Source organism: Geobacillus genomosp. 3, from assembly GCF_000445995.2.
Classification (GTDB): domain Bacteria; phylum Bacillota; class Bacilli; order Bacillales; family Anoxybacillaceae; genus Geobacillus.
In genome coordinates this window covers 2,836,552-2,858,634 of sequence record NC_022080.4, presented here as the reverse complement: position 1 = coordinate 2,858,634, position 22,083 = coordinate 2,836,552, and the positions used below count along the sequence as shown (strand labels likewise).

The following is a 22,083-nucleotide window of genomic DNA, read 5'->3' as shown; positions in this document are numbered from 1 at the left end:
AGGGCGGAAAAACGAACGGGCGGCGGGGGATTCCCGCCGCCTTCCCGGTTTGCCGGCTGTCCGGATGGCTTAATAGCCGTTATGGTATTTATACATCCAAAGAACACCGGACTTTAAAAGGCGCGGCACCCGGCCGGTGAGCGGGCGGTCGGCGACGAGACCAAAGCCGTGTTTTTTGCCGAGCGAGCCGAGAATGCCTTTGAGCTTGATCGGCGGGAATTCGCTCGGCGGCTCTTCGCCGTTCCAACGCTTTTGCAGCACTTGAACGATTTGCTCCGCCTGCCCCTCGGCGAGCTGGGCGCTCGGCGAATGCGGCAAGCTCGCACAGTCGCCGACAACGTATGCGTTTTCATAGCCGGGGATGTGGTGTCGCTTTGTCAAGACGACGCGGCCTTGTTTATCTTTTTCTACGTTCAGCTCGCGGACGACGCGGTTCGGTTGAATGCCGGCCGTCCAGACGATGACATCGCATGTGATCGGCTCGTCATGGTTGTACAAGACGCCCGGCTCAACTTTCGTGACGTTCGAATGGCGGACGATTTCAACGCCATGTTCGACAAACCATCCTTCGACATAATCGCTCAGCCGTTTCGGAAACATCGGCAAAATGCGCTCGCCGCGGTCAAACAGCTTAATGTGCAAATCCGGGCGGCTTTCCGCCAATTCGCTTGCCAGCTCGACGCCGCTCAACCCTGCGCCGACGATGCCGACCGTCGCGTTGGGCGGCAAGTTGTTCAGCGCCTCATACGCGGCGCGCGCTTTGTCGATCGACTGAATGCTGTACGTGTAGGCATCAGCGCCCGGCACCCCGTGGTATTTGTCTTCGCAGCCAAGTCCGATGACAAGATCGTCATAACGGACACTGCCTCCGTCTTTCAGATGGACGAGCCGCTTGTCCAAATCGATCGAGACGACTTCGCCGAACTGGTATGTGAACTGCGGATGATCCGGAAACGGGACGCGAATATGGTGATCGCTGATCGTCCCTGCCGCTAACGCGTAATATTCCGTTTTTAAACAATGGTATGGAACGCGATCAATGAGGATAATATGAATGTCGTTGGGCAATGCGTCCGGGAGGAGGCGCTGCAAAATGCGCATGTTGCCGTATCCTCCGCCAAGCAGTACAAGTTGTCTCATCGCAAAAAATCCCCTTTTGTCCAGTTTCTTAAGCCGCCAATGCCATAAAAAAGTATAGCGAAATTGTGACAAAAGAACAACAATTTTTCTGCCCGGCTTTCACGTGAGCATGTTCGTTGACGCCGCGCCGCAAAACGGCTACGATGGGAAGCAGGAAGGTGAACAGGCGATGATGTTGCCGATCATTGAATTTTGCATCAGCAACTTGGCGAGCGGATCGCACAAGGCGATGGAAATGCTCGAAAAAGATCCGAATTTGGATATCATCGAATACAGCTGTTTAAGTTATTGCACGCGCTGTGCGGAAACGTTGTTTGCGCTCGTCAACGGCGAATTTGTCAGCGGCGAGACGCCGGAGCAGCTCGTGGAAAATATTTATAAACATCTGGAAGAAAATCCGATGTTTTGACCGAAAAAAGGAGGATGCCTGCAAGCGGCATCCTCTTCAATGTATATGAAAAAACGGGGGATATTCCCATTGTGTCCAAGGACCGGTATCGTTATACATAAGAAAGCTGAAAATTTTTCAGGAGGGATCTCGCGTGTGCTCATTTTCGTTCACCAAAATGCATGGGTTGGGAAATAGTTACATATATGTCGATATGTTTCGTGAAACGCTTCCGGAAGACGAGCTGCCGGCGATCGCCCGCCGCGTTTCGGATGTCAACACCGGCATCGGTTCGGACGGGTTGATTCTCATTTGCCCGTCGGATGAGGCGCCGGTGAAAATGCGCATTTTTAACAGCGACGGCTCGGAAGGGAAAAACTGCGGGAACGGCTTGCGCTGCGTCGCGAAATATGCGTATGAGCACGGCCTCGTCGGCGACCGCTCGTTTTTGATTGAAACGCTCTCCGGGCTTGTCGAGGCGGAAGTGACGGTCGAACATGGCAAGGTGACGAGCGTGACCGTCGATATGGGCGAGCCGCGCCTCGCGCGAAGCGCCATTCCGATGACCGGACCGGAAGCGGCGCAAGTGGTCGCCGAGCCGTTTGCCGTAAACGGGCGGGACTATGCGATTACCGCCGTTTCAATGGGCAACCCGCACGTCATTTTTTATGTTGAGGATATTGAAACAGCGCCGGTGACAACGCTCGGCCCGCTCGTCGAAAAAGACCCGCGCTTTCCGGAAGGGGTGAACGTCGAATTTGTCGAAGTCGTCAATGAGCGCGAGCTGCATTTCCGCGTCTGGGAGCGCGGCTCGGGCGTGACGCAGGCGTGCGGAACCGGGGCGTGCGCGGCCGTCGTCGCTTCGGTGTTGAACGGCAAAACGGCGCGCGGGGCGGAAACGGTCGTCCATTTGGCCGGCGGGGATTTACAAATCGTCTGGGGGCACGACGGACGCGTGCGGATGACCGGACCGGCGGAGACGGTGTGCACCGGCGTGTACTATTATCAAAACAGGCAGAACGGTTGAGCATTCGGAAGATAAAACAGTATACTATAAGTAAGGTGGAAATGAAACAAAACGAACGAGCTTCCGGGAAACCGGAAAGAAAGGAGAGAGTGCCATGACTGAAACGATCGTGACGTTGACGGAAGCGGCGGCGTTTCAAATTAAAGACATGATGAAGGAGCAGGAAGAAGAACACGCCTACTTGCGCGTCGGCGTTCATGGCGGCGGCTGCAGCGGGCTGTCGTACGGCATGGGCTTTGAGCATGAGCGGGGCGAGGATGACATTGAATTGGAACAGCACGGGATTAAAATATTGATCGACCGCGACAGCGCCCCGATTTTGCAGGGCACGGTCATCGATTACAAACAGTCGCTTCTTGGCGGCGGGTTTACGATCAACAACCCGAACGCCATCGCGACATGCGGCTGCGGTTCGTCGTTCCGCACGGCGACGAACGCCGGCACGCCGGAGCAATGTTAGCGGAATGGCATGAAAATGCGCTGTTCAACGCATCCATCGTTTCCGGCACGCCGGGGCCATGCCGGGCGAACGGATGGCCATTTCGGGCGGCGGACGAACGGCTGAAGACGCCCGCCGCCGATGGCTGTTTCTACACAGCCGACAAGGGGAGGGAAGATCGCCCATGAAAGGACAGTTGAATTTGTTGCTGGCGCTCGCGTTGGCGCTCGTCGTCGCGCTGCTGGCGGTGGCGAACGTCGAGCAGGTGACGGTCCGTTACTTCATCGGCGAGACCCGCCTGCCGCTTATTATCGTCATTTTCGGGTCGGCTATTGTTGGCGGCCTTGTCGTCGGCATGCTCGGCTGGGTGCGCTTGTTCAGCTTGCAGCGGCAGTTGAAGGCGGCGGAAAAGAAAAAGGAGGAGCTGGCGGCGCTTTTGGAGCAAACAGAGCGGCCGGAGACGGCGGCTGCGAAAGAATAGCGCGATCAAAAACGCGCCCTGCCGCGAGCCGGGCGGCGGTTTCCGCCTGGGCTTGGCAGGGCGCATTTTTGGCGTCTGCCGTTTCGTCCCGTCGTCGTCCGCGCGGGCTGTTGTTTTGGCAGACGCTGTTTTTGCGTTCGCGATATAGGCGGCTCCGTTTCGGCGGCCGCCGCTTTGTTGCCGCTTAAAAGAGCGACGACGAGTGCGCCGGCTGCATCCGCGCCGTCGGGTCGATGTACGTTTTTGCGCTGCTGATGGCGATCGGCGCTTCGCCGAAGCCGCAGGCGATCAGCTTGATTTTGCCGTCGTACGTGCAAATGTCGCCGGCCGCATATACGCCGGGGATGTTCGTTTCCATGCGCGAATTGACTTTGATCGAATTTTTTTCGATCTCAAGCCCCCAGTTTTTGATCGGGCCGAGCGACGAAATAAAGCCGTAGTTGACCACGACGGCATCGACATCGACCGTTTCTTTCGCGCCTTCTTTCACATGCTCAAGAACAACTTGGCGGATGCCTTGTTCATCGCCGATGAGCTCGACCGGCACAAACGGCGTTTTCACGTGCACGCTTGATTTCATCAGCTGTTCGACGCTATGTTCATGGGCGCGGAATTTGTCGCGGCGGTGAACAATCATGACGCTTTCGGCAATCGGTTCAAGCATGAGCGACCAGTCGACGGCCGAGTCGCCGCCGCCGCAGACGAGCACGCGCTTGCCGGCAAACTGTTCTAAGTCGCTAATAAAGTAATGCAAGTTTTTCCCTTCGTATTGGGAAGCGCTCTCAAGTTCGAGCCGACGCGGCTGGAAGGCGCCGTTTCCGGCGGTGATGATCACCGTCTTCGAATAATGCACTTCTTGATCGGTCACCAATTTGAGCGTCCCGTCGTCTTGTTTTTCCAACATTTCAACCGACTGATTTAAGCAGACGGTGGGTGAAAACATGCTCAGCTGTTCTTTCAGCTGATTCACGAGTTCTTGGGCGCGCACTTTCGGGAATCCAGCGATATCGTATATGTATTTTTCCGGATATAAAGCGGCCAGCTGTCCGCCTAGCTGCGGAAGGCTTTCGATGATTTTCACCTTCATTTGCCGCAAGCCGCCATAAAACGCAGCAAACATCCCGGTCGGCCCGCCGCCGATCACCGTTACATCATACACGTTTTGATCTTCTCTCACCGATATTCCTCCCCGCATATAAATAAATCATGACACTACAAGTTTATCTTACCATAAATGTGCGCCGTTATAACGGCGAATTTTTGCCGAGCCGGCGGAAAAAAGGGCTTGAAAAGAGGCCAAAAAAGAACTAATATGGTTGTGGAGAGATTGTTAATTTTTTGTGACAGTCTGTCAACATTTTTTTGGAGGTTAACGTGAATAGTTTCACAAACTTCGCTCAATAAAAACGGGGGCAGCAGCAAAAGCTATAAGAAACGTGTGGGAAAAAATTAAAAAGGGTGGAAGTGATTCAGGTGAGAAAACCAAACATCGTCATTTTAGGGGCTGGTTATGGCGGGCTCATGACGACCGTCCGCCTGCAAAAACTCGTCGGGGTGAACGAGGCGAACATTACGTTAGTGAATAAGCATGACTATCATTATGAGACAACTTGGCTTCATGAAGCGTCGGCCGGCACGTTGCACCATGACCGTGTCCGCTATCCGATCCGCGATGTCATCGACCGGAATAAAGTAAAATTTATCCAGGACACTGTCACCAAAATCGTTCCGAATGAAAAGAAAGTGCTGCTCGAAAATGGCGAATTGGCGTACGATTACCTTGTCATTGCCCTCGGGTTTGAATCGGAGACGTTTGGCATTAAAGGATTGAAAGAATACGCGTTTTCGATCGCCAACGTCAACGCGGCGCGGCAAATCCGTGAGCATATTGAATATCAGTTTGCGACGTACAACACGGAAGAGGAAAAGAAAGACGAGCGGCTGACGATCGTGGTCGGCGGGGCCGGGTTCACCGGCATCGAGTTTTTGGGCGAGCTCGCCAACCGCATTCCGGAGCTGTGCCGCGAGTATGACATCGATCCGCACAAAGTGCGCATCATTTGTGTCGAAGCGGCGCCGACCGCGCTGCCGGGCTTCGATCCGGAGCTTGTCGAATACGCGGTGAGCCAGCTTGAGCGCAAAGGGGTCGAATTTAAAATCGGCACCGCCATTAAAGAATGCACGCCGGACGGCATCATTGTGGCGAAAGGCGACGATGTCGAGGAAATCAAAGCCGGCACAGTCGTGTGGGCGGCGGGCGTGCGCGGCAGCAGCGTCCTTGAAGAATCCGGCTTTGAAACGATGCGCTCGCGCATTAAAGTCGACCCGTTCTTGCGCGTGCCGGGGTATGAAGACATTTTCGTCGTCGGCGACTGTTCGCTTGTCATAAATGAGGAAACGAACCGTCCGTATCCGCCGACGGCGCAAATCGCGATGCAAGAAGGCCAACTGTGCGCGAAAAACTTGGCGGTGCTCATCCGCGGGCAAGGGGAGCTTGAGCCGTTTCAAGCCGATATTAAAGGGACCGTTTGCTCGCTCGGCCATGACGATGCCATCGGCGTTGTATTCGGCAAAAAATTGTGGGGAACGAAAGCGAGCTTCATGAAAAAAGTGATCGACAACCGCGCCTTGTATTTGATCGGCGGCTCGTCGCTCGTCATGAAAAAAGGGAAATTCAAGTTTTTCTGATGAAGACCGAAAGCTTCCGCGCCGGCGGAAGCTTTTTTGTATGGCGGCTGACAGGGAACGGCCGCTTTTTTGTCGAAATACAAACAAGGATAACAACGGGAAAAGGATGAGGACGATGAACCACAAACGCGGAAACGTATGGATTGCGGCGGCCGGGCTTGTCATCAATGAAGCAGGCGAATGGCTCGTCGTCAAGAAAAACTACAGCGGGCTGAAAGGCAAATGGTCGCTGCCGGCCGGGTTCGTCAAGCCGGGGGAGATGCTCGACGAAGCCGCTGTTCGCGAAGTGAAGGAAGAAACGGGGATCGAGGCGGAACCGGTCGCGTTTCTCGGCTTGCGCACCGGGGTCATCGACGGAAACATCAGCGACAATATGGCCATTTTTCTCCTTCGGCCGCGGTCGCAAGCGATTACCGTGCAGGAAGATGAGCTGCATGCGGCCGCGTTTTTAAGCAAAGCGGCGCTCCGCGACGATCCGGCCACATCGGGGCTGCTTCGTCATTTGTTGGCGCTTGAACCGTTGGCTTCCCTCCCCCCGTACGATGGCTTCAACCCGGGCGACCCGTTCGGATATACGAAGTACCGCCTTTATTTCAAATCGTCAAAATTGTAAGAATGATTGAGAAAATGAACGGAAGCGCTCGATGTATTCGCTTACACGGGCGAAAATACGGAACAACCGCCGTTTGTTTTTTACAGAAAATTTTGATATATTAACAAAAAAGAAGTGGAGGGGAATACAGATGGCACAAACGGCGACGACGACCGCTTGCTCGTACTGCGGCGGGAACGGATACGTCCAGCTTTTGCTCGGCGGCTCGGAAACGTGCTACGGCTGCCAAGGGACGGGAAGCGAGCAGGAAGAAGACGGCGAGCATTGACTGTCATCCGCCCATCCAGTACACTGAAAAAGGGTGTAAGGGAGGTTGAGGGCGGATGCAAATGAGTTTGCCGGTCGTACTCATTTCGATGCTTTTATTTTTCGTCTTATTTTTCGGCATCGGGTTTTTGTTAAATATGTTGCTGCGCATGACATGGATTATGGCGGTTTGTTTTCCGGTCATTGCGGTGTTCATTATTGATGACGTGCCATGGACGCAATATTTGACCGAACCGTCGGCCTCGTTTTCGGCGCTTGGCCGGAAAATCGCTTCATTGGCGGCCGCCGACTTGTTGATTTTGGCGAGCGGCTTTGCGGGCGCCCTTTGCGCCGGCTGGACGATTCGGACGTTGCGGGCAAAAGGATATCAAATGTTCTAAGGCGTCCCGGATCGATCGCGTTGCTCAATCGGTTGTATGTTTCGCGAAAGGGCATCAAAGGTGGTAAAGCGCCTCCGCGCAAGCGGGGGCGTTTTTTTTTGTTTTCCGTGCCTATGCGCCTTGGCTTGCCCCCTTCGCGCCCGGTGGAGACGAGGACCGGCCTATGGATCTTTTCGGTGAACAGGCGCGCGCCTTGAGTTTCTAGTTTTAGGACAGACGGGAAGCTGGCTCATGGACGTGTTTGGGCAAACAGGTTTTTTCGTTTTTTTGTCTCTTTGGCAATGAATATTTCGATTTTGGATGGAGATAAATAGAGGTGTGAGAGGAGTTGAGATCATTGAACAGGTTCAGGCAGTTCATGCGCCGGACCGCGATGACGATATTGTTTCTTCTCGCGTTCATCGCGACCTTTCAATCCGTTTCCGGGGTCGAGGCGAAAACGGTCCTCCGTCCCTTTTCAAGCGCGTTATGGCTCGAGCATGAGCCGAATGACGGGACAAACGGCCGAGCCAAAAACAGCAGCCGCTCCGCTCCGCGGCTTGAGGATCAGTTTGACTGGTCGAAATACCCGTCCGTCGAAGTGGTGGCGACCGGCTATACGGCTGGCGTCGAATCGACCGGGAAAACGCCCGATCATCCGGAGTATGGCATTACGTACTCCGGCGTGCGCGTAAAGCGCGATCTTTACTCGACGATTGCCGCCGATTTAACCATTTTTCCGATCGGCACGATTTTGTTCATCCCCGGGTACGGATTTGGCGTCGTCGCTGACAAAGGCGGGGCGATCAAAGGCCATCGCATTGATTTATACTATGAAACGGTCGAAGATGTCTATAAATATTGGGGAAAAAAGAAAGTGCAAGTGTATGTTATCCAAAAAGGAGATGGCACGCTGTCGGAAGAGGAGTTGACGCGGCTGAACGAAGATGAAACGATGCAAGTGTTCCGGCAGCAATATTTGGAATCGAAAAGCTGAAAAAGGGCTCCCGCCCGTCAGCGGCCAAGAAGCGGGTCGCTGCCGTCAGCGGGAGGAAACAGCGCCGGATGCAAAAGCGGCGCCAATTTTTTTAATCCGACTAAAAGGCGCGGCGACGGCCGGCAGTAGAGCGCTTCTTCCAACACGTGGATGCGCCCGGTGCGGACCGCCTCGGTCTTGTCGGCGTGCGGGCGCGCGATGACGGCGTTGGCGTTCATGTTGTTCGTCTGCACGCCGACCCAAACGAGCAGCACGTGCGACGGGTTGCGGCTGACGACGTCTTCCCATTCCGTCTGGACGCTCGCTTCCGGACGGTCGGCGAACACGTTGCGCCCGCCGGCGAGTTCGCTTAGTTCGCTCAGCCAGTTCGCCCCGCCCGGCGTGAACACGGGCCGCGGCCACCATTCCCAATAGAGGCGGGCCGGCTCCGCCACCGTTGCGGCCCGTTCGCGGTATTCGCCGAGAAATGCGCGGTAGCGGCGGACGAGTTCGGCCGCTTTTTTCGTTTCGCCGAGCGCCTCGCCAAGTTGAAGGAGATCATTGGCAATATCCTCGAGCGAATTCGGCGCCAGGACGAGATGCGGGAGCCCGCGCCGTTTGAGCTCCTCGACGTTGCGCTCCATGCCGGGCACGCTTAAAGAGGCGACGACAAGATCGGGCTTGAGCGCCTCGACGCGGTCCATATCGATGCGCAAATCCGGCCCGACGTTCGGCAGCCGCTTCACCTCGGGCGGCCAGTCGGACGAGTCATCGACGGCGACGACATCGTCAAGGCGGCCGAGATAGGCGAGCAGCTCGGTGTTGCTTGGACATAAGGAAACGAGTTTCAACGGCATCGCTCCTTTCTGCATCGGGATATCGTTATCCATTCGCCCCGTCTTGCCTTTTTCCTTCTTTCATCCCTTTGTTTTGAAATATGGCGAACCCATCCATTAGATGATCGAAATAATTTGCTTGTTTCGCTATAATGAAAAGCGGAAAGGCATAATCATAGAAAGGATGAGACAATGTTTACGGTAAAGCCATTGCCGTCTGTCGAAACGACCGAGGAAGCGCTGGTCATCGGCTTGTTTGAAGGGGGGAAGCCGTTTGCCGGCCTCGCCGGCGAGTATGACACCCGCCTTGGCGGACAGCTGTCCGGGCTGTGGAAAGAAGGCGACATTTCCGCAAAACGGGGGCGCATCGCCGTGGTTCATCCGTTTTTGCCGTCCGGGGCGAAACGGCTCTATTTTGTCGGCCTCGGCAAAAAAGAGGAGCTGACGTTTGCGCGCTTGCGCGAGGCGTTCGGCAAGCTGTTCGGCGCGCTCAAGCAGGCGAAGCGGACAGAGGCGTCCATCGTGCTTGATGCGTTCACCGCCGGGGACGTCGATGAAAACGAAGCCGCGCACGCGCTTGCCGAAGCGTATTATTTGGCGACGTATGAGTTTTCGGGATACAAGCAAAACAAGCGGGAGCGCGACTATGAGATGAAATCGCTCACCGTTTATACGGCGGCGGACGCGGCGGACATCGAGGCGAATTTGTTCGTCGGTTCGGTGTACGGAAAGGCGACGAATTCGGCGCGCACGCTCGTCAACACGCCGGGGAATTTGCTGACGGCGTCCGATTTGGCGGATTATGCGGCAACGCTCGCCAACCGGTTTGATTTCGACTATGAAATTTTAGAGAAAGAAGACATGGAGCGGCTCGGCATGGGGGCGCTGCTCGCCGTCAACCAAGGGTCGAAGCAGCCGCCGAAATTGATCGTGTTGAAATATCAAGGGAAAGAAAAATGGGAAGGCGTCATCGCTTTGGTCGGCAAAGGGGTGACGTTTGATACGGGCGGCTACTGCCTGAAGCCGCGCGACAGCATGCTTGACATGAAAACGGACATGGCGGCGCGGCGGCCGTGCTCGGAGCGATGGAAGCGATCGGCGAGCTGCGGCCGGAACAAAACGTGCTCGCCGTCATCCCGGCGACCGACAATATGATCAGCGGTGAGGCGTTCAAACCGGACGACGTCATCACGTCGCTGTCCGGAAAAACGATCGAAGTCCGCAACACGGACGCCGAAGGGCGGCTCATTTTGGCCGATGCGGTGACGTACGCGAAACAATGCGGCGCGAATTGCATCATCGATGTCGCCACGCTGACAGGCGGGGTGATCGTCGCCCTTGGCACGGACAAAACAGGGGCGATGACGAACAACGAGGCGCTGTTTGAGCAGCTGCTTGAAGCGTCCGCCGAAACCGGGGAATTCATTTGGCGGCTGCCGATCACCGAACACGACCGCGAGCGGGTGCGAAGCAGCAAAATCGCCGATTTGAACAACTCCCCGGGGCGCGAAGGGCACGCCATTATGGGCGGGGCGTTTATCGGCGAGTTCGCCGAAGACACCCCGTGGGTGCACTTGGACATTGCCGGCACGGCGACCGCAAAGAAAGACGGCGACCTCGGCCCGGCCGGGGCGACGGGCGTCATGGTGCGGACGCTCACCGCGTTTGTCGAACGGTTTGAATAAGCAAGACGCAAGCGGCCGCCGCGCTCCGGATAGAGCAGGCGGCCGCGCGCTGTCGAACGGGGGAGCCGAAGCAAACATGCATAGCTTCGGCTTTTTTTGGCACGCTACATAGTAGGAAACGCGAACAAAATGTAAAGACAATGTAAATTTCGTGTAAAGTTTATCTTTTTTTATTGTAAATAAAGGGTAAATTGCTACAATAAATAGCGGTGATTTTTGATTCCAATGATGGAGGGTGTCCGGTATGATTTTTTCACCGAAAAAGGACGTTTTCTTCGATATGTTGTTTACCATTTCGGAAAATGTGAAGGAAGCGGCCCAATATTTTGTCGAGTATAAAATCCAAAGTGTGAGCGACTTGAAAGAATTCGCCCGCGTCATGAAAGAGTATGAACGGAAAGGCGATTCGTTCATCCATGAGCTGGTCGTCCAATTGAACAAAACGTTCATTACGCCGATTGAACGGGAAGACATCCATCAGCTGGCGATGAAAATGGACGATGTGCTCGACGGATTTGAACAATGTTCGGCCCGGTTTGAAATGTTCTCGTTCACCGACATTGACGAACATATGGTGAAGTTTTTCGACTATATTTACCAAAGCACGATCGAAATCGTTCATGCGCTCGAACTGCTGTCGCACAAAAAGCTGCTCGACATGCGCCAGCACGCCATTAAAATCAAGGACTACGAAACGAAATGCGACGAAATTTTGCGCGCCTCGATCAAAAACTTGTTTGTGACGCAAAAAGACCCGATTAAGCTCATCCAATACAAAGAGCTTTACGAAATGCTCGAGGAAATCGCCGACAGCTGTGAAGATGTCGCCAATACGTTAGAGACGATCATCATGCGCAACGCATAAGAGGGGACGTTGTTTTTATGGATATGATTTTAGTTTTGACGATATGCATTGTGATTTTCGCGCTGGCGTTTGACTTTATTAACGGGTTCCACGATACAGCGAACGCCATCGCGACGTCGGTGTCGACGAGGGCGCTGACGCCGCGCAAAGCCATTATTCTCGCGGCGACGATGAACTTTATCGGCGCGCTCACCTTCACCGGTGTCGCCAAAACGATTACGAAAGACATCGTCGACCCGTTCGCGCTCGAAAACGGGCCGGTCATCATTTTGGCGGCGCTCACGTCGGCGATCGCCTGGAACTTGATTACGTGGTATTACGGCATCCCGAGCAGCTCTTCGCACGCGTTGATCGGTTCGATCGCCGGAGCGGCGATTTCCGCAGCCGGGGTCGGGATTTTGAACTATGGCGGCTTTTTAAAAATTTTGGAATCCCTCATTCTTTCTCCGTTTTTGGCGTTAGGGGTCGGCTTTGTCATTATGAGTCTTTTTCGTTTGATCTTTAAAAACGCCAACTTGTACAGCACAACGCGGGGATTCCGCCTGTTTCAAATCGTAACTGCGGCATTGCAGTCGTATACACATGGAACGAACGACGCCCAAAAGGCGATGGGGATTATTACGATGGCGCTCATTGCCGGCGGGTATCATGCGACGACCGATATTCCGGAGTGGGTGCGCATTTCCGCCGCCTTGGCCATGGGGCTTGGAACGGCGGTCGGCGGTTGGAAAATCATCAAAACGGTCGGCGGGAAGATTATGAAAATCCGCCCGATCAACGGCGCGGCGGCCGACTTATCGTCCGCGCTCGTCATTTTCACGGCGACGACGTTCCATTTGCCGGTCAGCACGACGCACGTCATTTCGTCGGCGATCATGGGGGTCGGCGCCGCCCAGCGCGTGAAAGGCGTCAAATGGGGTGTCGCCCGCCGCATTGTGCTCACTTGGATCATCACCTTGCCGATTTCGGCGTTAATGGCCGGTTTTCTGTACCAGCTGTTCAATTTGTTTTTGTAATGCCAAAAGGGTGTCCCAAACGGTTCGGGACACCCTTTCTTATGGCTGTATGCCGCAAGTTTCAGAGGCGCTCCCTTTTTGGGCCGGCCCCTTTCGGTCAGGCCGCCGGCCGGCCGGCGGCCGAGGAGCGTTGAATCGCCCGGCAAAGCTTTGGCGCGATCACGCCGGCGACGATCGACAGAACGATGTCTTTTGGCAGCGGCGCGAGCATCCAGCCCCATACCATTCCGTACGACAAGCCTTGCGGCGCCTCCGCCCACAGTTTGTACGCCATGTACATCCAGTTCGTGCCGATGACATAGTTGAGGATCATGCCGACAAGCGCGGCGGTGACGAAACGGGCGGTTGACGCCGGCTGCGGGCCGCGGTTGATCAGCCAGCCGGTCGCATACGCGGCAACGATAAACGAAAGAATGAAGCCAAACGTCGGCTGGAAAATGATCGACAATCCGCCGCTCAGTTTCGCAAACACCGGCACGCCGGCAAGCCCGACGAGCATGTAGACGATCATGGCGACCGCGCCAAGCCGCCGCCCTAATACGGCCCCGGCCAGGACGCAGAAAAACGTCTGCAGCGTAATCGGCACGCCGCCGACGACCAAAAACGGCACCCATGACGTAATGTTGGCGCCGATCGCCATCAAGGCGACGAACATGGCGGCAAGCGTCATGTCGAGCGGGCGGAGGGCGGTGCGTTGTCGTTTCATATGTAAACCACCTCTTTTTATTTGTTAACAAAATCGTACCGAACAACCGCCGGGCTGTCAATCCTCTTTTTTCGGCGGATGATCAAGCGGCTTTGGGGAATGATAAAGGAAAAACCGCCGCCTCCCTCTCTTCATGGCGCGAAGAGAGGAGACGGGCCAATGCAAGAGGCGGAAGCGCGAAAGGAGGATGGCGATGGAACGGTTTTTTCCGGATGAGGAGCTGAAGCGGGCGAGCAAAATGGGGGCGAACGAAGACATCATCCACACAAGCAAAAACGACGACGGCTACGATTTGCGCACCCCGGCGGAAATCGGGAAGCGGCAGCCGGTGGATGAAAACGGCCATGCGTGAAAGAAGGGCGCGGATGGACGGGAAAAAACGTCTTGGATAGCTTCGCGCCGCGAGAAGGCCGGTGATGGATGAAAACGGATATCAGCCATTCATTGCGTGGCCAGTCGGGGATTTTGTCATGCCGATAATATGCGGCCGGCTCGGATGCCGCGCTCGTTTTTCACCGGCTTTTTCGAAGTGCTGCGCTTTTTAGACTACAAGGCGGTCAAGCTGACGATGTTGATTTCGTTGATCACGATCATAGTCGGGGATGTCATTTATCGACGCACGTGAGCGGATGCGCAATGTAAACGAAAGAGGCCGGCGGGCGACGGCGGCTGGTGAGTTCGCCCGGATATTGGACGGCGATGGGGCGATCGCCGTCTTTTTTCGTTCGCAAAATTCGGCGGCAAGAACCGTTTTGATGTGAAAGGAGCTGCTTTCGCGGCAAGGCGAAAACGATCATGCCGCTTCCAGCGCCATGACAGTCTGGAAGCGGCGTTGGCATGCCGCCCGACAGTTGATTCAATGCCCGGCAGGGGATGAAGTGGTAAAGACAAGGGACGAAGGGAAAGGGCTACCCGCTAACAGGCGGAAACACGTTCCAGCGCAAGCCGACGACGAGCTGGCAGCACGGGAACGCGCCGGGGGGCGGCGACAGCGTCAGGCGGATGCCGTCAGGGTTGAAGTACACATCGGTTTTCGAGCGGATGCCGAGCGAGCGGATGAGGCGCTTCACTTCTTCCGTTTTTCCTTCTTGGGCGGCCGACATGACTGTGGCGGCAAACGAGCGCGATTCGGCGAGCCGTTTTAAAATGACCCCGGCATCGTTCATGAGCGTCTGGGCGGTGGCGGCGGATTGGGAGAAGATGGCGGGATCGACCGGCGGATACGGTCTTGCCCATGACGAAGGCTGCGGGAAATAAACCATTTGTTCGTCCCCTCCTTTTCTGCGGATTACTACTTACTATACTCGCTTCGTCTGAAGGCGGTGCAACAGGACCGATGCCTTTTGCCCTTGTCAGTCGAAAGCGAAACTGTTCCGGAATGTTGCCCGTATATACGTATGCAGCGGAAGTCCGCCTCGATCCCGGTCAAACAGTTGTGCCGACAGAGGCGGAAGTTTATGATACAATACGAAGTAGGATAAGCGGGGCGATGTAGGAAAAAAAGAGGCGACATGGCAGTTGGTTGGTCAGGGAAGGAGGATGGTTGATGTTAAATTGGGCGATTGTCTCACCATTGATCGCGGCTTTATTTGTTCCGTTTTTGTCTAAATATGTCCGTTCGATCCATACCGGGTGGTTTGTACTGCCGATTCCGGTCTTATTATTCTCATATTTCATTCAACATCTCCCCCTTAAACCCTACGGGCAAACGATCCCATGGATTCCGTCGCTCGGAATGGATTTTCAAGTGTATATGGACGGGTTAGGCTTGCTCTTTTCGCTTTTAATCACCGGGATCGGGTCTCTTGTCGTGTTGTACTCCATTTACTATTTGCCAAAGGAAAAGGAAAAGCTCGGCCATTTTTATGTGTACTTGCTTTTGTTTATGGGAGCGATGCTCGGCGTCGTTCTTTCCGATAATGCCATCGTGCTTTATTTGTTTTGGGAGTTGACATCGTTTTCATCGTTTCTGCTGATCGGCTATTGGAATGAGCGCGACCGCTCCCGGTACGGGGCGCAAAAATCGATGCTCATTACCGTCTTTGGCGGGTTGTCGCTGCTTGGCGGCTTTTTATTGCTTTCGATCATGAGCGGGGGGACATACAGCATTCGCGGCTGGATCGATATGGCCGGCGCATGGCCGGAGCACCCGTTGTTTTTGCCGGCGATGCTCCTGATTTTGCTTGGGGCGTTTACGAAGTCAGCCCAGTTTCCGTTTTACATTTGGCTTCCGGATGCGATGGAAGCGCCGACGCCGGTTAGCGCGTACTTGCATTCGGCGACCATGGTGAAAGCCGGCATTTACATAGTGGCCCGCTTCACCCCGATTTTTGCCGTCTCTCCGCTATGGGTTTGGCTCGTGATGGGGGTCGGGATGGCAACGCTCTGTTGGGCGTCGTTTCACGCCGCCCGCCAGACCGATTTGAAAGGGCTGCTCGCGTATTCGACCGTAAGCCAGCTCGGGCTCATCATGTCGCTGCTCGGCGCGGGGGCGCTGGCTTTTCATGGGGATTTGTCCGACCGCCGTTTGTATACGGCGGCGGTCATCGCGGCCGTATTTCATTTAATCAATCACGCTACATTTAAGGGAAGTTTGTTTATGGCGGCCGGCATTGTCGACCATGAGACCGGGACGAGAGACATCCGGCGCCTTGGCGGGCTGCTTGGCATCATGCCGGTCACGTTTACCGTCGCGGTCATCGGTTCGTTATCGATGGCGGGCATTCCCCCGTTTAACGGGTTTTTAAGCAAAGAAATGTTTTTTGCCGCGATGGTGCAAGTGGCCAACGCCGACTGGCTTTCGCTCGAGGTCTGGGGCGCTTTATTCCCGGTGTTGGCTTGGGTTGGAAGCGTGTTTACCTTTTTATACAGCGTTTTGTTTGTCGGAAAAACGTTTTTCGGTGCGCCGAAGCCGTCCGCATGGCCGAAACAGCCGCATGAAGCCCCGGCGGGGATGCTCGTGGCGCCCGTTGTTTTGGCTGTTCTGGTCATCGGATTTGGGCTGTTTCCGAATGTGCTGTCCGAGACGGTGATTGCGCCGGCGGCGGATGCGGTCGTCAACGGTCTGCTTCGCGGCGAAGGCCTTTCGGTGCATATCAGCCATTGGCACGGCTGGACGACGGAAGTGTGGATGACGATCGGGGTCATTGCGGTTGGCGCCTTGTTGTATAAAACGTTTCCTTCGTGGAAGCGCGTTTACGGCGCTTTTCCGGAACAGCTTTCCTTAAACCGGCTGTATGACGCATCCGTCCGTCATATGGAAGAGCAGTCTTACCGTTTGACGAGCGCGTATATGACCGGGTATGTCCGGACGTATTTCGTTTATATTTTTTCTGCGATGATGGCGCTCTTGATTGCGACGATCGCCCTGAAAGTGGATTGGGGGCTTTCGTTCCGCCATGTAGCAGAAGTAGGCGTTCATGAATTGATTTTGGTGTTGGCGGCCTTAGCCGGGACGGTGACGACCGTAGCGGCAAAATCGCGCCTTGTCGCCATTATCGCTTTAGGTTCGGTCGGGTATACGGTTTCCCTCTTCTTTGTGTTGTTCCGGGCGCCTGACTTGGCATTGACCCAGCTCGTCATTGAAACGATTTCCGTTTCGCTGTTTTTGCTTTGCTTCTATCATTTGCCAAAGCTCAGCCGCCATGAGAAAGGCGTCCGTTTCCGCCTTGGGAACGCCATTCTTTCGCTCGGAGTCGGGGCGTTGGTGAGCGTGATCGCCCTTTTGGCGTACAGCGAGAAAAACTTCGCGTCCATTGCGCAATACCATATTGAAAATGCCTATGAAAAAGCGGCCGGAAAAAATATCGTCAACGTCATTTTGGTGGATTTCCGCGGATTTGATACGCTGTTTGAAATTTGCGTGCTGGCGATCGCGGCGCTCGGCATTTATGCGTTAGTGAAGCTGAAAGCTCCGAAAGGGGAGAGCGGCAAATATGAATGAACTGATTTTGCGGACGGTGACGGCCGTTGTCACGTTTATCATTATTTTGTTTGGCATCCAGCTTTTTTTCGCCGGCCATTATTATCCGGGCGGCGGATTTATCGCCGGCCTTGTCACCGCCGGCGCCCTCGTTTTGTTATTGTTGGCGTTCGATATTCAAACGGTGAAGACGATGGTTCCGGTCAATTATCGAATGCTGATTGGCGTCGGGCTGCTGTTTGCCTTAGGGACAGGGCTTGGCGGCGTTGTCTTCGATGTGCCGTTTTTAACGCACGCTCACGGCCATGTCATGTTGCCGGTGCTTGGCGATGTCTCGCTCCATACCGCTGTTTTGTTTGATTTGGGCGTGTATTTGGTCGTTGTCGGGGTCACCATGACCATTATCGAAACGATAGGAGAGGAAGAATAGATGGAAATCGTCATGATTGTCGTCATCGGCTGTTTGTTTGCCGGTGCCACGTACTTGATTTTAAGCAAAAGTTTGCTTCGGATCATTATCGGCACGGGGCTGTTGAGCCATGGGGCGCACTTGCTTTTGTTGACGATGGGCGGATTGAAAAAAGGGGCGCCGCCGCTGCTCGGCGTGCAGGCGGAACAATATGTCGACCCCGTTCCGCAGGCGCTCATTTTAACGGCCATTGTCATTAGTTTCGGTGTGACGGCGTTTTTGCTCGTTTTGGCGTACCGGTCTTATCAGGAGATTGGAACGGACAACATTGAACGGATGAGGGGAAAGGAAGACCATGACTAATGCCGTAATTTTTCCAATTGCCATTCCGCTGACGACGGCCGTTATATTGATTTTTTGTGTGCAATCATGGAAAGCGCAAAAGGCGGTTTCCGTCGTTTCGGCTAGTTTGCTGATCGCCGCCTCCCTTTGGCTCGTCCGCCTTGTTCATCATGAAGGGGTGCAGAAGCTCGATGTCGGCAACTGGCCGGCGCCGTTTGGGATTACGCTCGTCTCCGACATGCTTTCGGCGCTGTTGGTGTTGACCACCAGTGTGATTGCGCTTGCCTGCCTGCTGTATTCCTTTTTTACGATCGGCGCAAAGCAGGCGTCCATGTACTACTACGTGTTTTTTCAGTTTCTGATCGTCGGGGTGAACGGGGCGTTTACGACAGGCGATATTTTTAACTTGTTCGTGTTTTACGAAGTGATGCTCATGTCGTCGTATGCGCTGCTCGTGCACGGCGGCACGAAAATCCAGCTGCAGGAAACGATGAAATATATGGTGATCAATGTGTTTTCGTCGGCGCTGTTTGTGATTGCCGTCGGCTACTTGTACGCTGTGACCGGCACGTTGAATATGGCGCACTTGGCGGTGCGGATTCCGCAAATGGAAAATACAGCCGTATTGACGGTCATTTCTTTGCTTTTTCTCATTGTTTTTGCCCTGAAGGGAGCGCTGTTTCCGTTTTATGTCTGGATGCCGGGGGCGTATGCCGCTCCGCCGGCGGCCGTGCTTGCGTTGTTCGGGGGCCTGCTGACGAAAGTCGGGGTGTATTCGATTTTGCGCACCTTTTCGCTTCTGTTCCGCCAGGATATCGGCTACACCCATACGATTTTGGCATGGCTGGCGGTCGCGACCGTTGTGTTTGGCGTCATCGGCGCCGTCGCCTACCGCGATATGCGGCAAATCGCCATTTATAATATTGTCGCGGCGGTCGGGGTGATGGCGTTTGGCATTTCGTTAATGACCGAGGAAAGTATGGAAGGCACGATCTTTTACTTGCTGCAAGATATGGTGATGAAAACCGCCCTCTTTTTCATTGTCGGCGCCATCGCGTATGTCGCCGGGACGAACCAGCTCGGACGGTTCAGCGGCTTGCTCGGCTCGTATCCGCTGCTCGGCTGGGCGGTGTTGATCTCCGCGCTTGCGCTCGCCGGCATCCCCCCGTTCAGCGGGTTTATCGGAAAAGCGCTCATCATCCGGGCGGCGTTTGAACAAGGGCAGCTCGCATTTCCGCTGATCGTGTTGCTATCAAGTTTGCTTGTGTTGTATTCGGTGATGAAAATTTTCATCCAATCTTGCTGGGGAGAAGCGCGCGGCTGCGAACAAAAGCGGATCGCTCCGCTTTATGTGCCGATTGTGGCGCTTCTGTCGCTGGCGGTGTTATACGGCATTGGCGCCGAGTTTGTTCGCCCGTATATCGCCCAGGCGGCGGCAACATTGGCGGATCCGTCGGTGTATATCGAATCCGTGCTGAAGGAGTAGAGGCAAATGGCACAGCAATTGCTGCTGAATGTGGTACTGGCGTTCGTGTGGATGTTTCTGGCCGATTCGTTTACCGGGTCATCATTTGTGATTGGGTATCTCCTTGGGCTTGGCATCATGTTCGCACTGCGGCGATATTTTTCGACAACATTTTACGTCGTCCCGCTGTTTGTCATCGGAAAGTTGACGGTGATTTTCATGAAAGAACTGCTGCTGGCCAACTGGGCGGTGCTCAAAATCGTCCTGTCCCCGTCGCTGGACATGAAACCTTGCATTTTCGCCCTTCCTCTTGAAGTGAAAAAGGACTGGGAAATTACGCTGTTGTCGAGCTTGATTACTTTGACGCCGGGGACGTTTGTGATCGATGTCTCGGATGACAAGAAACTGATTTATATTCATACGATTGATGCCCCGGATGTGGATGAAGTGATCCGGCAAATCAAAACATCATTTGAAAAAACGATTTTGGAGGTGAGCCGATGACGATGATGTTCTATGTAGCGCTCGCACTTTTGGCGCTGGCGATTCTTTGTTTCCTTTACCGGGTTGTCAAAGGGCCGACGGTAGCGGACCGGGTCATTGCCCTAGATGCGATCGGGATTTGTCTCGCGGGGATGGTGGCGGTGCTGTCGATCGTGCTAGAGACGAGCGTGTTTTTGGAAATTATTTTGCTGATCGGAATTTTGGCGTTTCTCGGTACGGCGGCATTTGCGAAATTTTTGCAAAAAGGGGTCGTGATTGAACGTGACGGAAATCATTGAGGGATTGGTCGTGCTGCTTGTCGTCGCCGGCGCGCTCTTAACGGTGATCTCCGCCATCGGCGCCCTCCGCCTTCCCGACATTTATACGAGAAGCCATGCCATTAGCAAAAGCACCACCCTTGGCATTATGCTCATTTTGACGGGAACGTTGCTGCATTTTTGGTTTAGGCACGATCATGTCAATTCCCGTTTGCTGCTGGCCATTGTCTTTATTTTCTTAACCTCCCCGGTGTCGGCCCATTTGATCAGCCGTGCGGCGTATTATTCGGGAGTCCGCCCGTGGGAAGGGACGGTTCGCGATGATTTGGCCGAACGGAGGGAAACATTGGCGAAGAGCGCAAAAAGATGAGAGAAGGCAGCAGGATCTTTTTCTTTCGGGGCCATTCCATGTCTTTCCGACATTCGCCTCTTTTTCGCCATTTTCTGAAAAAAGAAATAAACAATCGCTTCCCCATGATATAATAATAGTAAGACGGACTGTGGCTATGCATCAGAAAGGGGGGAAGCGACGATGGACGTTCCGCAATATTTGTTTCTCGATTTTGAATTTACGATGCCGGAGTCGAAAACGAACCCGGATGGATTTTGCCCGGAAATTATCGAAGTGGGCCTCGTGGCGGTCATGGACGGGCAAATCGCAAACCAATTTTCCGCTTATGTGAAACCGCTCCGTTTCCCGCAGCTCACCGACCGGTGCAAGTCATTTCTCAACATCACCCAAGAGCAAATTGACGGCGGAATCAGTTTTTATGAGCTCGTTTCCTTGCTCCGGCAATATGACCGTGAACGCCCGACGACGGTCGTGACGTGGGGAAGCATGGATATGAAAGTGCTCCGGGAAAACTGCCAGTCGGCGCGGGTCGGGTTTCCGTTCACCGGTGAACACCGCGATTTGGCGATGGAGTATAAACGGTTTTTCGGCAACAAAAATCAAACCGGATTGCGCAAGGCCGTGCAAGAGTATGGAAACGAAGGGATTGGAAAAGCCCATTGCGCGCTTGATGATGCGTTTACCGCCTACACGATCTTCCGGCTCATTGAAAACGACAAAAAGTATTTAACGAAGACGAAGCCGCCGACGATCGGGGAGCGGATTGATTTCACCCAGCTGCGGAAAAAATTCGCGTTATAGCTGCTGCATTGGCGGCAGCTTTTTTGTGTTACAATGTGAACGGACAATTTTAACATCTTTCCGAAAGAAGTCTCCCGCTTCGAAGCGAAGGGAAAGTGGGAGATGAATGTCGGTTGGCGTTAGCCAACGAATATGATAGAATATGGCGAGAACGGACACCTTCGGAACGAAGGGAAGCGTAAAAGGTTCTTGTGTGTGGCTTACCGTTCGGCGAACACACACAAGTCGCTTGAAGCCCCCACCTCTAAGCGAAGTGTAGGTGGTGGATCATTCACGGCGGAGAGGTTGTTTACGATGTGGCCATGGATGCTTTATTTATTTTTATACTTTCCGGAAGATAAGCGTGAGTATATTCCCGCGGCAATTTCCTTTTCGGTTTTTCTCCTTATTGCCATACTGACGATGCGGCTTATCGTTTTGATTTCCCGGCGCCAGGAGAAGGAAGCGAAGCGGCTCGAACAGCAGCTGCTCGGCCAAAAGGACGAGTCCGGGCGGAAGTCGGATGTATAAACGAAGCTCCTTTCGGCAATACTGGCAGCTAACAT

The 22,083-nt window shown here is 54.4% G+C and carries 27 protein-coding genes and 1 pseudogene; 23 read left to right on the top strand and 5 right to left on the bottom strand.

Features of this window, described 5'->3' with window-relative positions; all coding sequences use genetic code 11:
- Window positions 1–69: 69 nt before the first annotated feature.
- Window positions 70–1,140 (bottom strand): NAD(P)/FAD-dependent oxidoreductase, encoded by a 1,071-nt coding sequence (locus M493_RS14335; protein WP_020961088.1) that lies wholly within the window; start codon window positions 1,138–1,140, stop codon window positions 70–72.
- Between the two features lie 169 nt (window positions 1,141–1,309).
- Here M493_RS14335 and M493_RS14330 point away from each other — a divergent pair, with 169 nt between their 5' ends.
- The 4 genes from M493_RS14330 to M493_RS14315 all read left to right on the top strand — a co-directional run bounded on the left by M493_RS14330 (window position 1,310) and on the right by M493_RS14315 (window position 3,475).
- Window positions 1,310–1,549, top strand: coding sequence for a YuzB family protein (locus tag M493_RS14330; protein ID WP_023817730.1), 240 nt, complete (start codon window positions 1,310–1,312; stop codon window positions 1,547–1,549).
- Window positions 1,550–1,682: 133 nt separating this feature from the next.
- Window positions 1,683–2,555 (top strand): diaminopimelate epimerase, encoded by an 873-nt coding sequence (gene dapF, locus M493_RS14325; protein WP_020961086.1) that lies wholly within the window; start codon window positions 1,683–1,685, stop codon window positions 2,553–2,555.
- Between the two features lie 94 nt (window positions 2,556–2,649).
- Window positions 2,650–3,015 (top strand): HesB/IscA family protein, encoded by a 366-nt coding sequence (locus tag M493_RS14320; protein ID WP_020961085.1) that lies wholly within the window; start codon window positions 2,650–2,652, stop codon window positions 3,013–3,015.
- A gap of 163 nt (window positions 3,016–3,178) precedes the next feature.
- Complete coding sequence (locus tag M493_RS14315; RefSeq protein ID WP_020961083.1) at window positions 3,179–3,475, top strand: LapA family protein; 297 nt, start codon at window positions 3,179–3,181, stop codon at window positions 3,473–3,475.
- Window positions 3,476–3,659: 184 nt separating this feature from the next.
- Here the strand turns inward: M493_RS14315 and M493_RS14310 are convergent, their stop codons facing one another.
- Window positions 3,660–4,658, bottom strand: a complete 999-nt coding sequence (locus M493_RS14310) for an NAD(P)/FAD-dependent oxidoreductase (RefSeq protein WP_200865302.1) — start codon at window positions 4,656–4,658, stop codon at window positions 3,660–3,662.
- A gap of 281 nt (window positions 4,659–4,939) precedes the next feature.
- Here M493_RS14310 and M493_RS14305 point away from each other — a divergent pair, with 281 nt between their 5' ends.
- The 5 genes from M493_RS14305 to M493_RS14290 all read left to right on the top strand — a co-directional run bounded on the left by M493_RS14305 (window position 4,940) and on the right by M493_RS14290 (window position 8,399).
- The gene (locus M493_RS14305; protein ID WP_020961081.1) at window positions 4,940–6,163 is read left to right on the top strand and encodes an NAD(P)/FAD-dependent oxidoreductase; all 1,224 of its coding nucleotides are present in this window, start codon (window positions 4,940–4,942) and stop codon (window positions 6,161–6,163) included.
- 115 nt (window positions 6,164–6,278) lie between these two features.
- Window positions 6,279–6,776, top strand: coding sequence for an NUDIX domain-containing protein (locus tag M493_RS14300; RefSeq protein ID WP_020961079.1), 498 nt, complete (start codon window positions 6,279–6,281; stop codon window positions 6,774–6,776).
- 130 nt (window positions 6,777–6,906) lie between these two features.
- Window positions 6,907–7,044: a YuiA family protein gene (locus tag M493_RS18570; RefSeq protein WP_020961078.1), complete on the top strand. Its 138-nt coding sequence runs from the start codon at window positions 6,907–6,909 to the stop codon at window positions 7,042–7,044.
- 55 nt (window positions 7,045–7,099) lie between these two features.
- The gene (locus M493_RS14295; protein WP_020961077.1) at window positions 7,100–7,423 is read left to right on the top strand and encodes a YuiB family protein; all 324 of its coding nucleotides are present in this window, start codon (window positions 7,100–7,102) and stop codon (window positions 7,421–7,423) included.
- A 337-nt stretch (window positions 7,424–7,760) separates the two neighbouring features.
- Window positions 7,761–8,399 carry a 3D domain-containing protein gene (locus tag M493_RS14290; protein WP_041267790.1) on the top strand — a complete coding sequence of 213 codons (639 nt, stop codon included), beginning with the start codon at window positions 7,761–7,763 and terminating at the stop codon, window positions 8,397–8,399.
- 17 nt (window positions 8,400–8,416) lie between these two features.
- Here M493_RS14290 and M493_RS14285 read toward each other — a convergent pair whose 3' ends face one another.
- Window positions 8,417–9,229, bottom strand: coding sequence for a cobalamin-binding protein (locus tag M493_RS14285; RefSeq protein ID WP_041268002.1), 813 nt, complete (start codon window positions 9,227–9,229; stop codon window positions 8,417–8,419).
- A gap of 177 nt (window positions 9,230–9,406) precedes the next feature.
- On the opposite strand from M493_RS14285, the pseudogene M493_RS14280 reads away from it, so the two are divergent.
- The 3 genes and pseudogenes from M493_RS14280 to M493_RS14270 all read left to right on the top strand — a co-directional run bounded on the left by M493_RS14280 (window position 9,407) and on the right by M493_RS14270 (window position 12,780).
- Window positions 9,407–10,899, top strand: a pseudogene (locus tag M493_RS14280) (leucyl aminopeptidase).
- 244 nt (window positions 10,900–11,143) lie between these two features.
- Entirely contained in the window at window positions 11,144–11,764 is a 621-nt protein-coding gene (locus M493_RS14275) for a DUF47 domain-containing protein (RefSeq protein WP_020961074.1), read from the top strand.
- Between the two features lie 17 nt (window positions 11,765–11,781).
- Entirely contained in the window at window positions 11,782–12,780 is a 999-nt protein-coding gene (locus tag M493_RS14270; RefSeq protein ID WP_020961073.1) for an inorganic phosphate transporter, read from the top strand.
- Window positions 12,781–12,877: 97 nt separating this feature from the next.
- Here M493_RS14270 and M493_RS14265 read toward each other — a convergent pair whose 3' ends face one another.
- Window positions 12,878–13,486, bottom strand: a complete 609-nt coding sequence (locus M493_RS14265) for a biotin transporter BioY (protein ID WP_020961072.1) — start codon at window positions 13,484–13,486, stop codon at window positions 12,878–12,880.
- A gap of 193 nt (window positions 13,487–13,679) precedes the next feature.
- Here M493_RS14265 and M493_RS18735 point away from each other — a divergent pair, with 193 nt between their 5' ends.
- Window positions 13,680–13,838, top strand: coding sequence for a hypothetical protein (locus M493_RS18735; RefSeq protein WP_020961071.1), 159 nt, complete (start codon window positions 13,680–13,682; stop codon window positions 13,836–13,838).
- A gap of 144 nt (window positions 13,839–13,982) precedes the next feature.
- Complete coding sequence (locus M493_RS19000) at window positions 13,983–14,111, top strand: hypothetical protein (RefSeq protein WP_020961070.1); 129 nt, start codon at window positions 13,983–13,985, stop codon at window positions 14,109–14,111.
- Between the two features lie 283 nt (window positions 14,112–14,394).
- Here the strand turns inward: M493_RS19000 and M493_RS14255 are convergent, their stop codons facing one another.
- Window positions 14,395–14,748, bottom strand: a complete 354-nt coding sequence (locus M493_RS14255) for a hypothetical protein (RefSeq protein WP_020961068.1) — start codon at window positions 14,746–14,748, stop codon at window positions 14,395–14,397.
- 284 nt (window positions 14,749–15,032) lie between these two features.
- On the opposite strand from M493_RS14255, the gene M493_RS14250 reads away from it, so the two are divergent.
- From M493_RS14250 to M493_RS14210, 9 genes are all read left to right on the top strand, one after another.
- Entirely contained in the window at window positions 15,033–17,429 is a 2,397-nt protein-coding gene (locus M493_RS14250) for a Na+/H+ antiporter subunit A (protein WP_020961067.1), read from the top strand.
- The gene (locus M493_RS14245) at window positions 17,422–17,838 is read left to right on the top strand and encodes a Na(+)/H(+) antiporter subunit B (protein ID WP_020961066.1); all 417 of its coding nucleotides are present in this window, start codon (window positions 17,422–17,424) and stop codon (window positions 17,836–17,838) included. Before M493_RS14250 ends, M493_RS14245 begins: the two co-directional genes overlap by 8 nt.
- Window positions 17,839–18,180 carry a Na(+)/H(+) antiporter subunit C gene (locus M493_RS14240; protein WP_020961065.1) on the top strand — a complete coding sequence of 114 codons (342 nt, stop codon included), beginning with the start codon at window positions 17,839–17,841 and terminating at the stop codon, window positions 18,178–18,180.
- Entirely contained in the window at window positions 18,173–19,645 is a 1,473-nt protein-coding gene (locus M493_RS14235; RefSeq protein WP_020961064.1) for a Na+/H+ antiporter subunit D, read from the top strand. Before M493_RS14240 ends, M493_RS14235 begins: the two co-directional genes overlap by 8 nt.
- A 6-nt stretch (window positions 19,646–19,651) precedes the next feature.
- Window positions 19,652–20,128 carry a Na+/H+ antiporter subunit E gene (locus tag M493_RS14230; RefSeq protein WP_020961063.1) on the top strand — a complete coding sequence of 159 codons (477 nt, stop codon included), beginning with the start codon at window positions 19,652–19,654 and terminating at the stop codon, window positions 20,126–20,128.
- The gene (locus M493_RS14225) at window positions 20,125–20,406 is read left to right on the top strand and encodes a Na(+)/H(+) antiporter subunit F1 (RefSeq protein ID WP_020961062.1); all 282 of its coding nucleotides are present in this window, start codon (window positions 20,125–20,127) and stop codon (window positions 20,404–20,406) included. The genes M493_RS14230 and M493_RS14225 overlap by 4 nt, the downstream gene beginning before the upstream one ends.
- Window positions 20,384–20,755, top strand: coding sequence for a monovalent cation/H(+) antiporter subunit G (gene mnhG, locus M493_RS14220; protein WP_020961061.1), 372 nt, complete (start codon window positions 20,384–20,386; stop codon window positions 20,753–20,755). Before M493_RS14225 ends, mnhG begins: the two co-directional genes overlap by 23 nt.
- Before the next feature lie 162 nt (window positions 20,756–20,917).
- Entirely contained in the window at window positions 20,918–21,538 is a 621-nt protein-coding gene (gene kapD / locus M493_RS14215) for a 3'-5' exonuclease KapD (protein ID WP_020961060.1), read from the top strand.
- 294 nt (window positions 21,539–21,832) lie between these two features.
- Window positions 21,833–22,048: a hypothetical protein gene (locus M493_RS14210; RefSeq protein WP_020961059.1), complete on the top strand. Its 216-nt coding sequence runs from the start codon at window positions 21,833–21,835 to the stop codon at window positions 22,046–22,048.
- The last annotated feature ends 35 nt before the right edge of the window (window positions 22,049–22,083 follow it).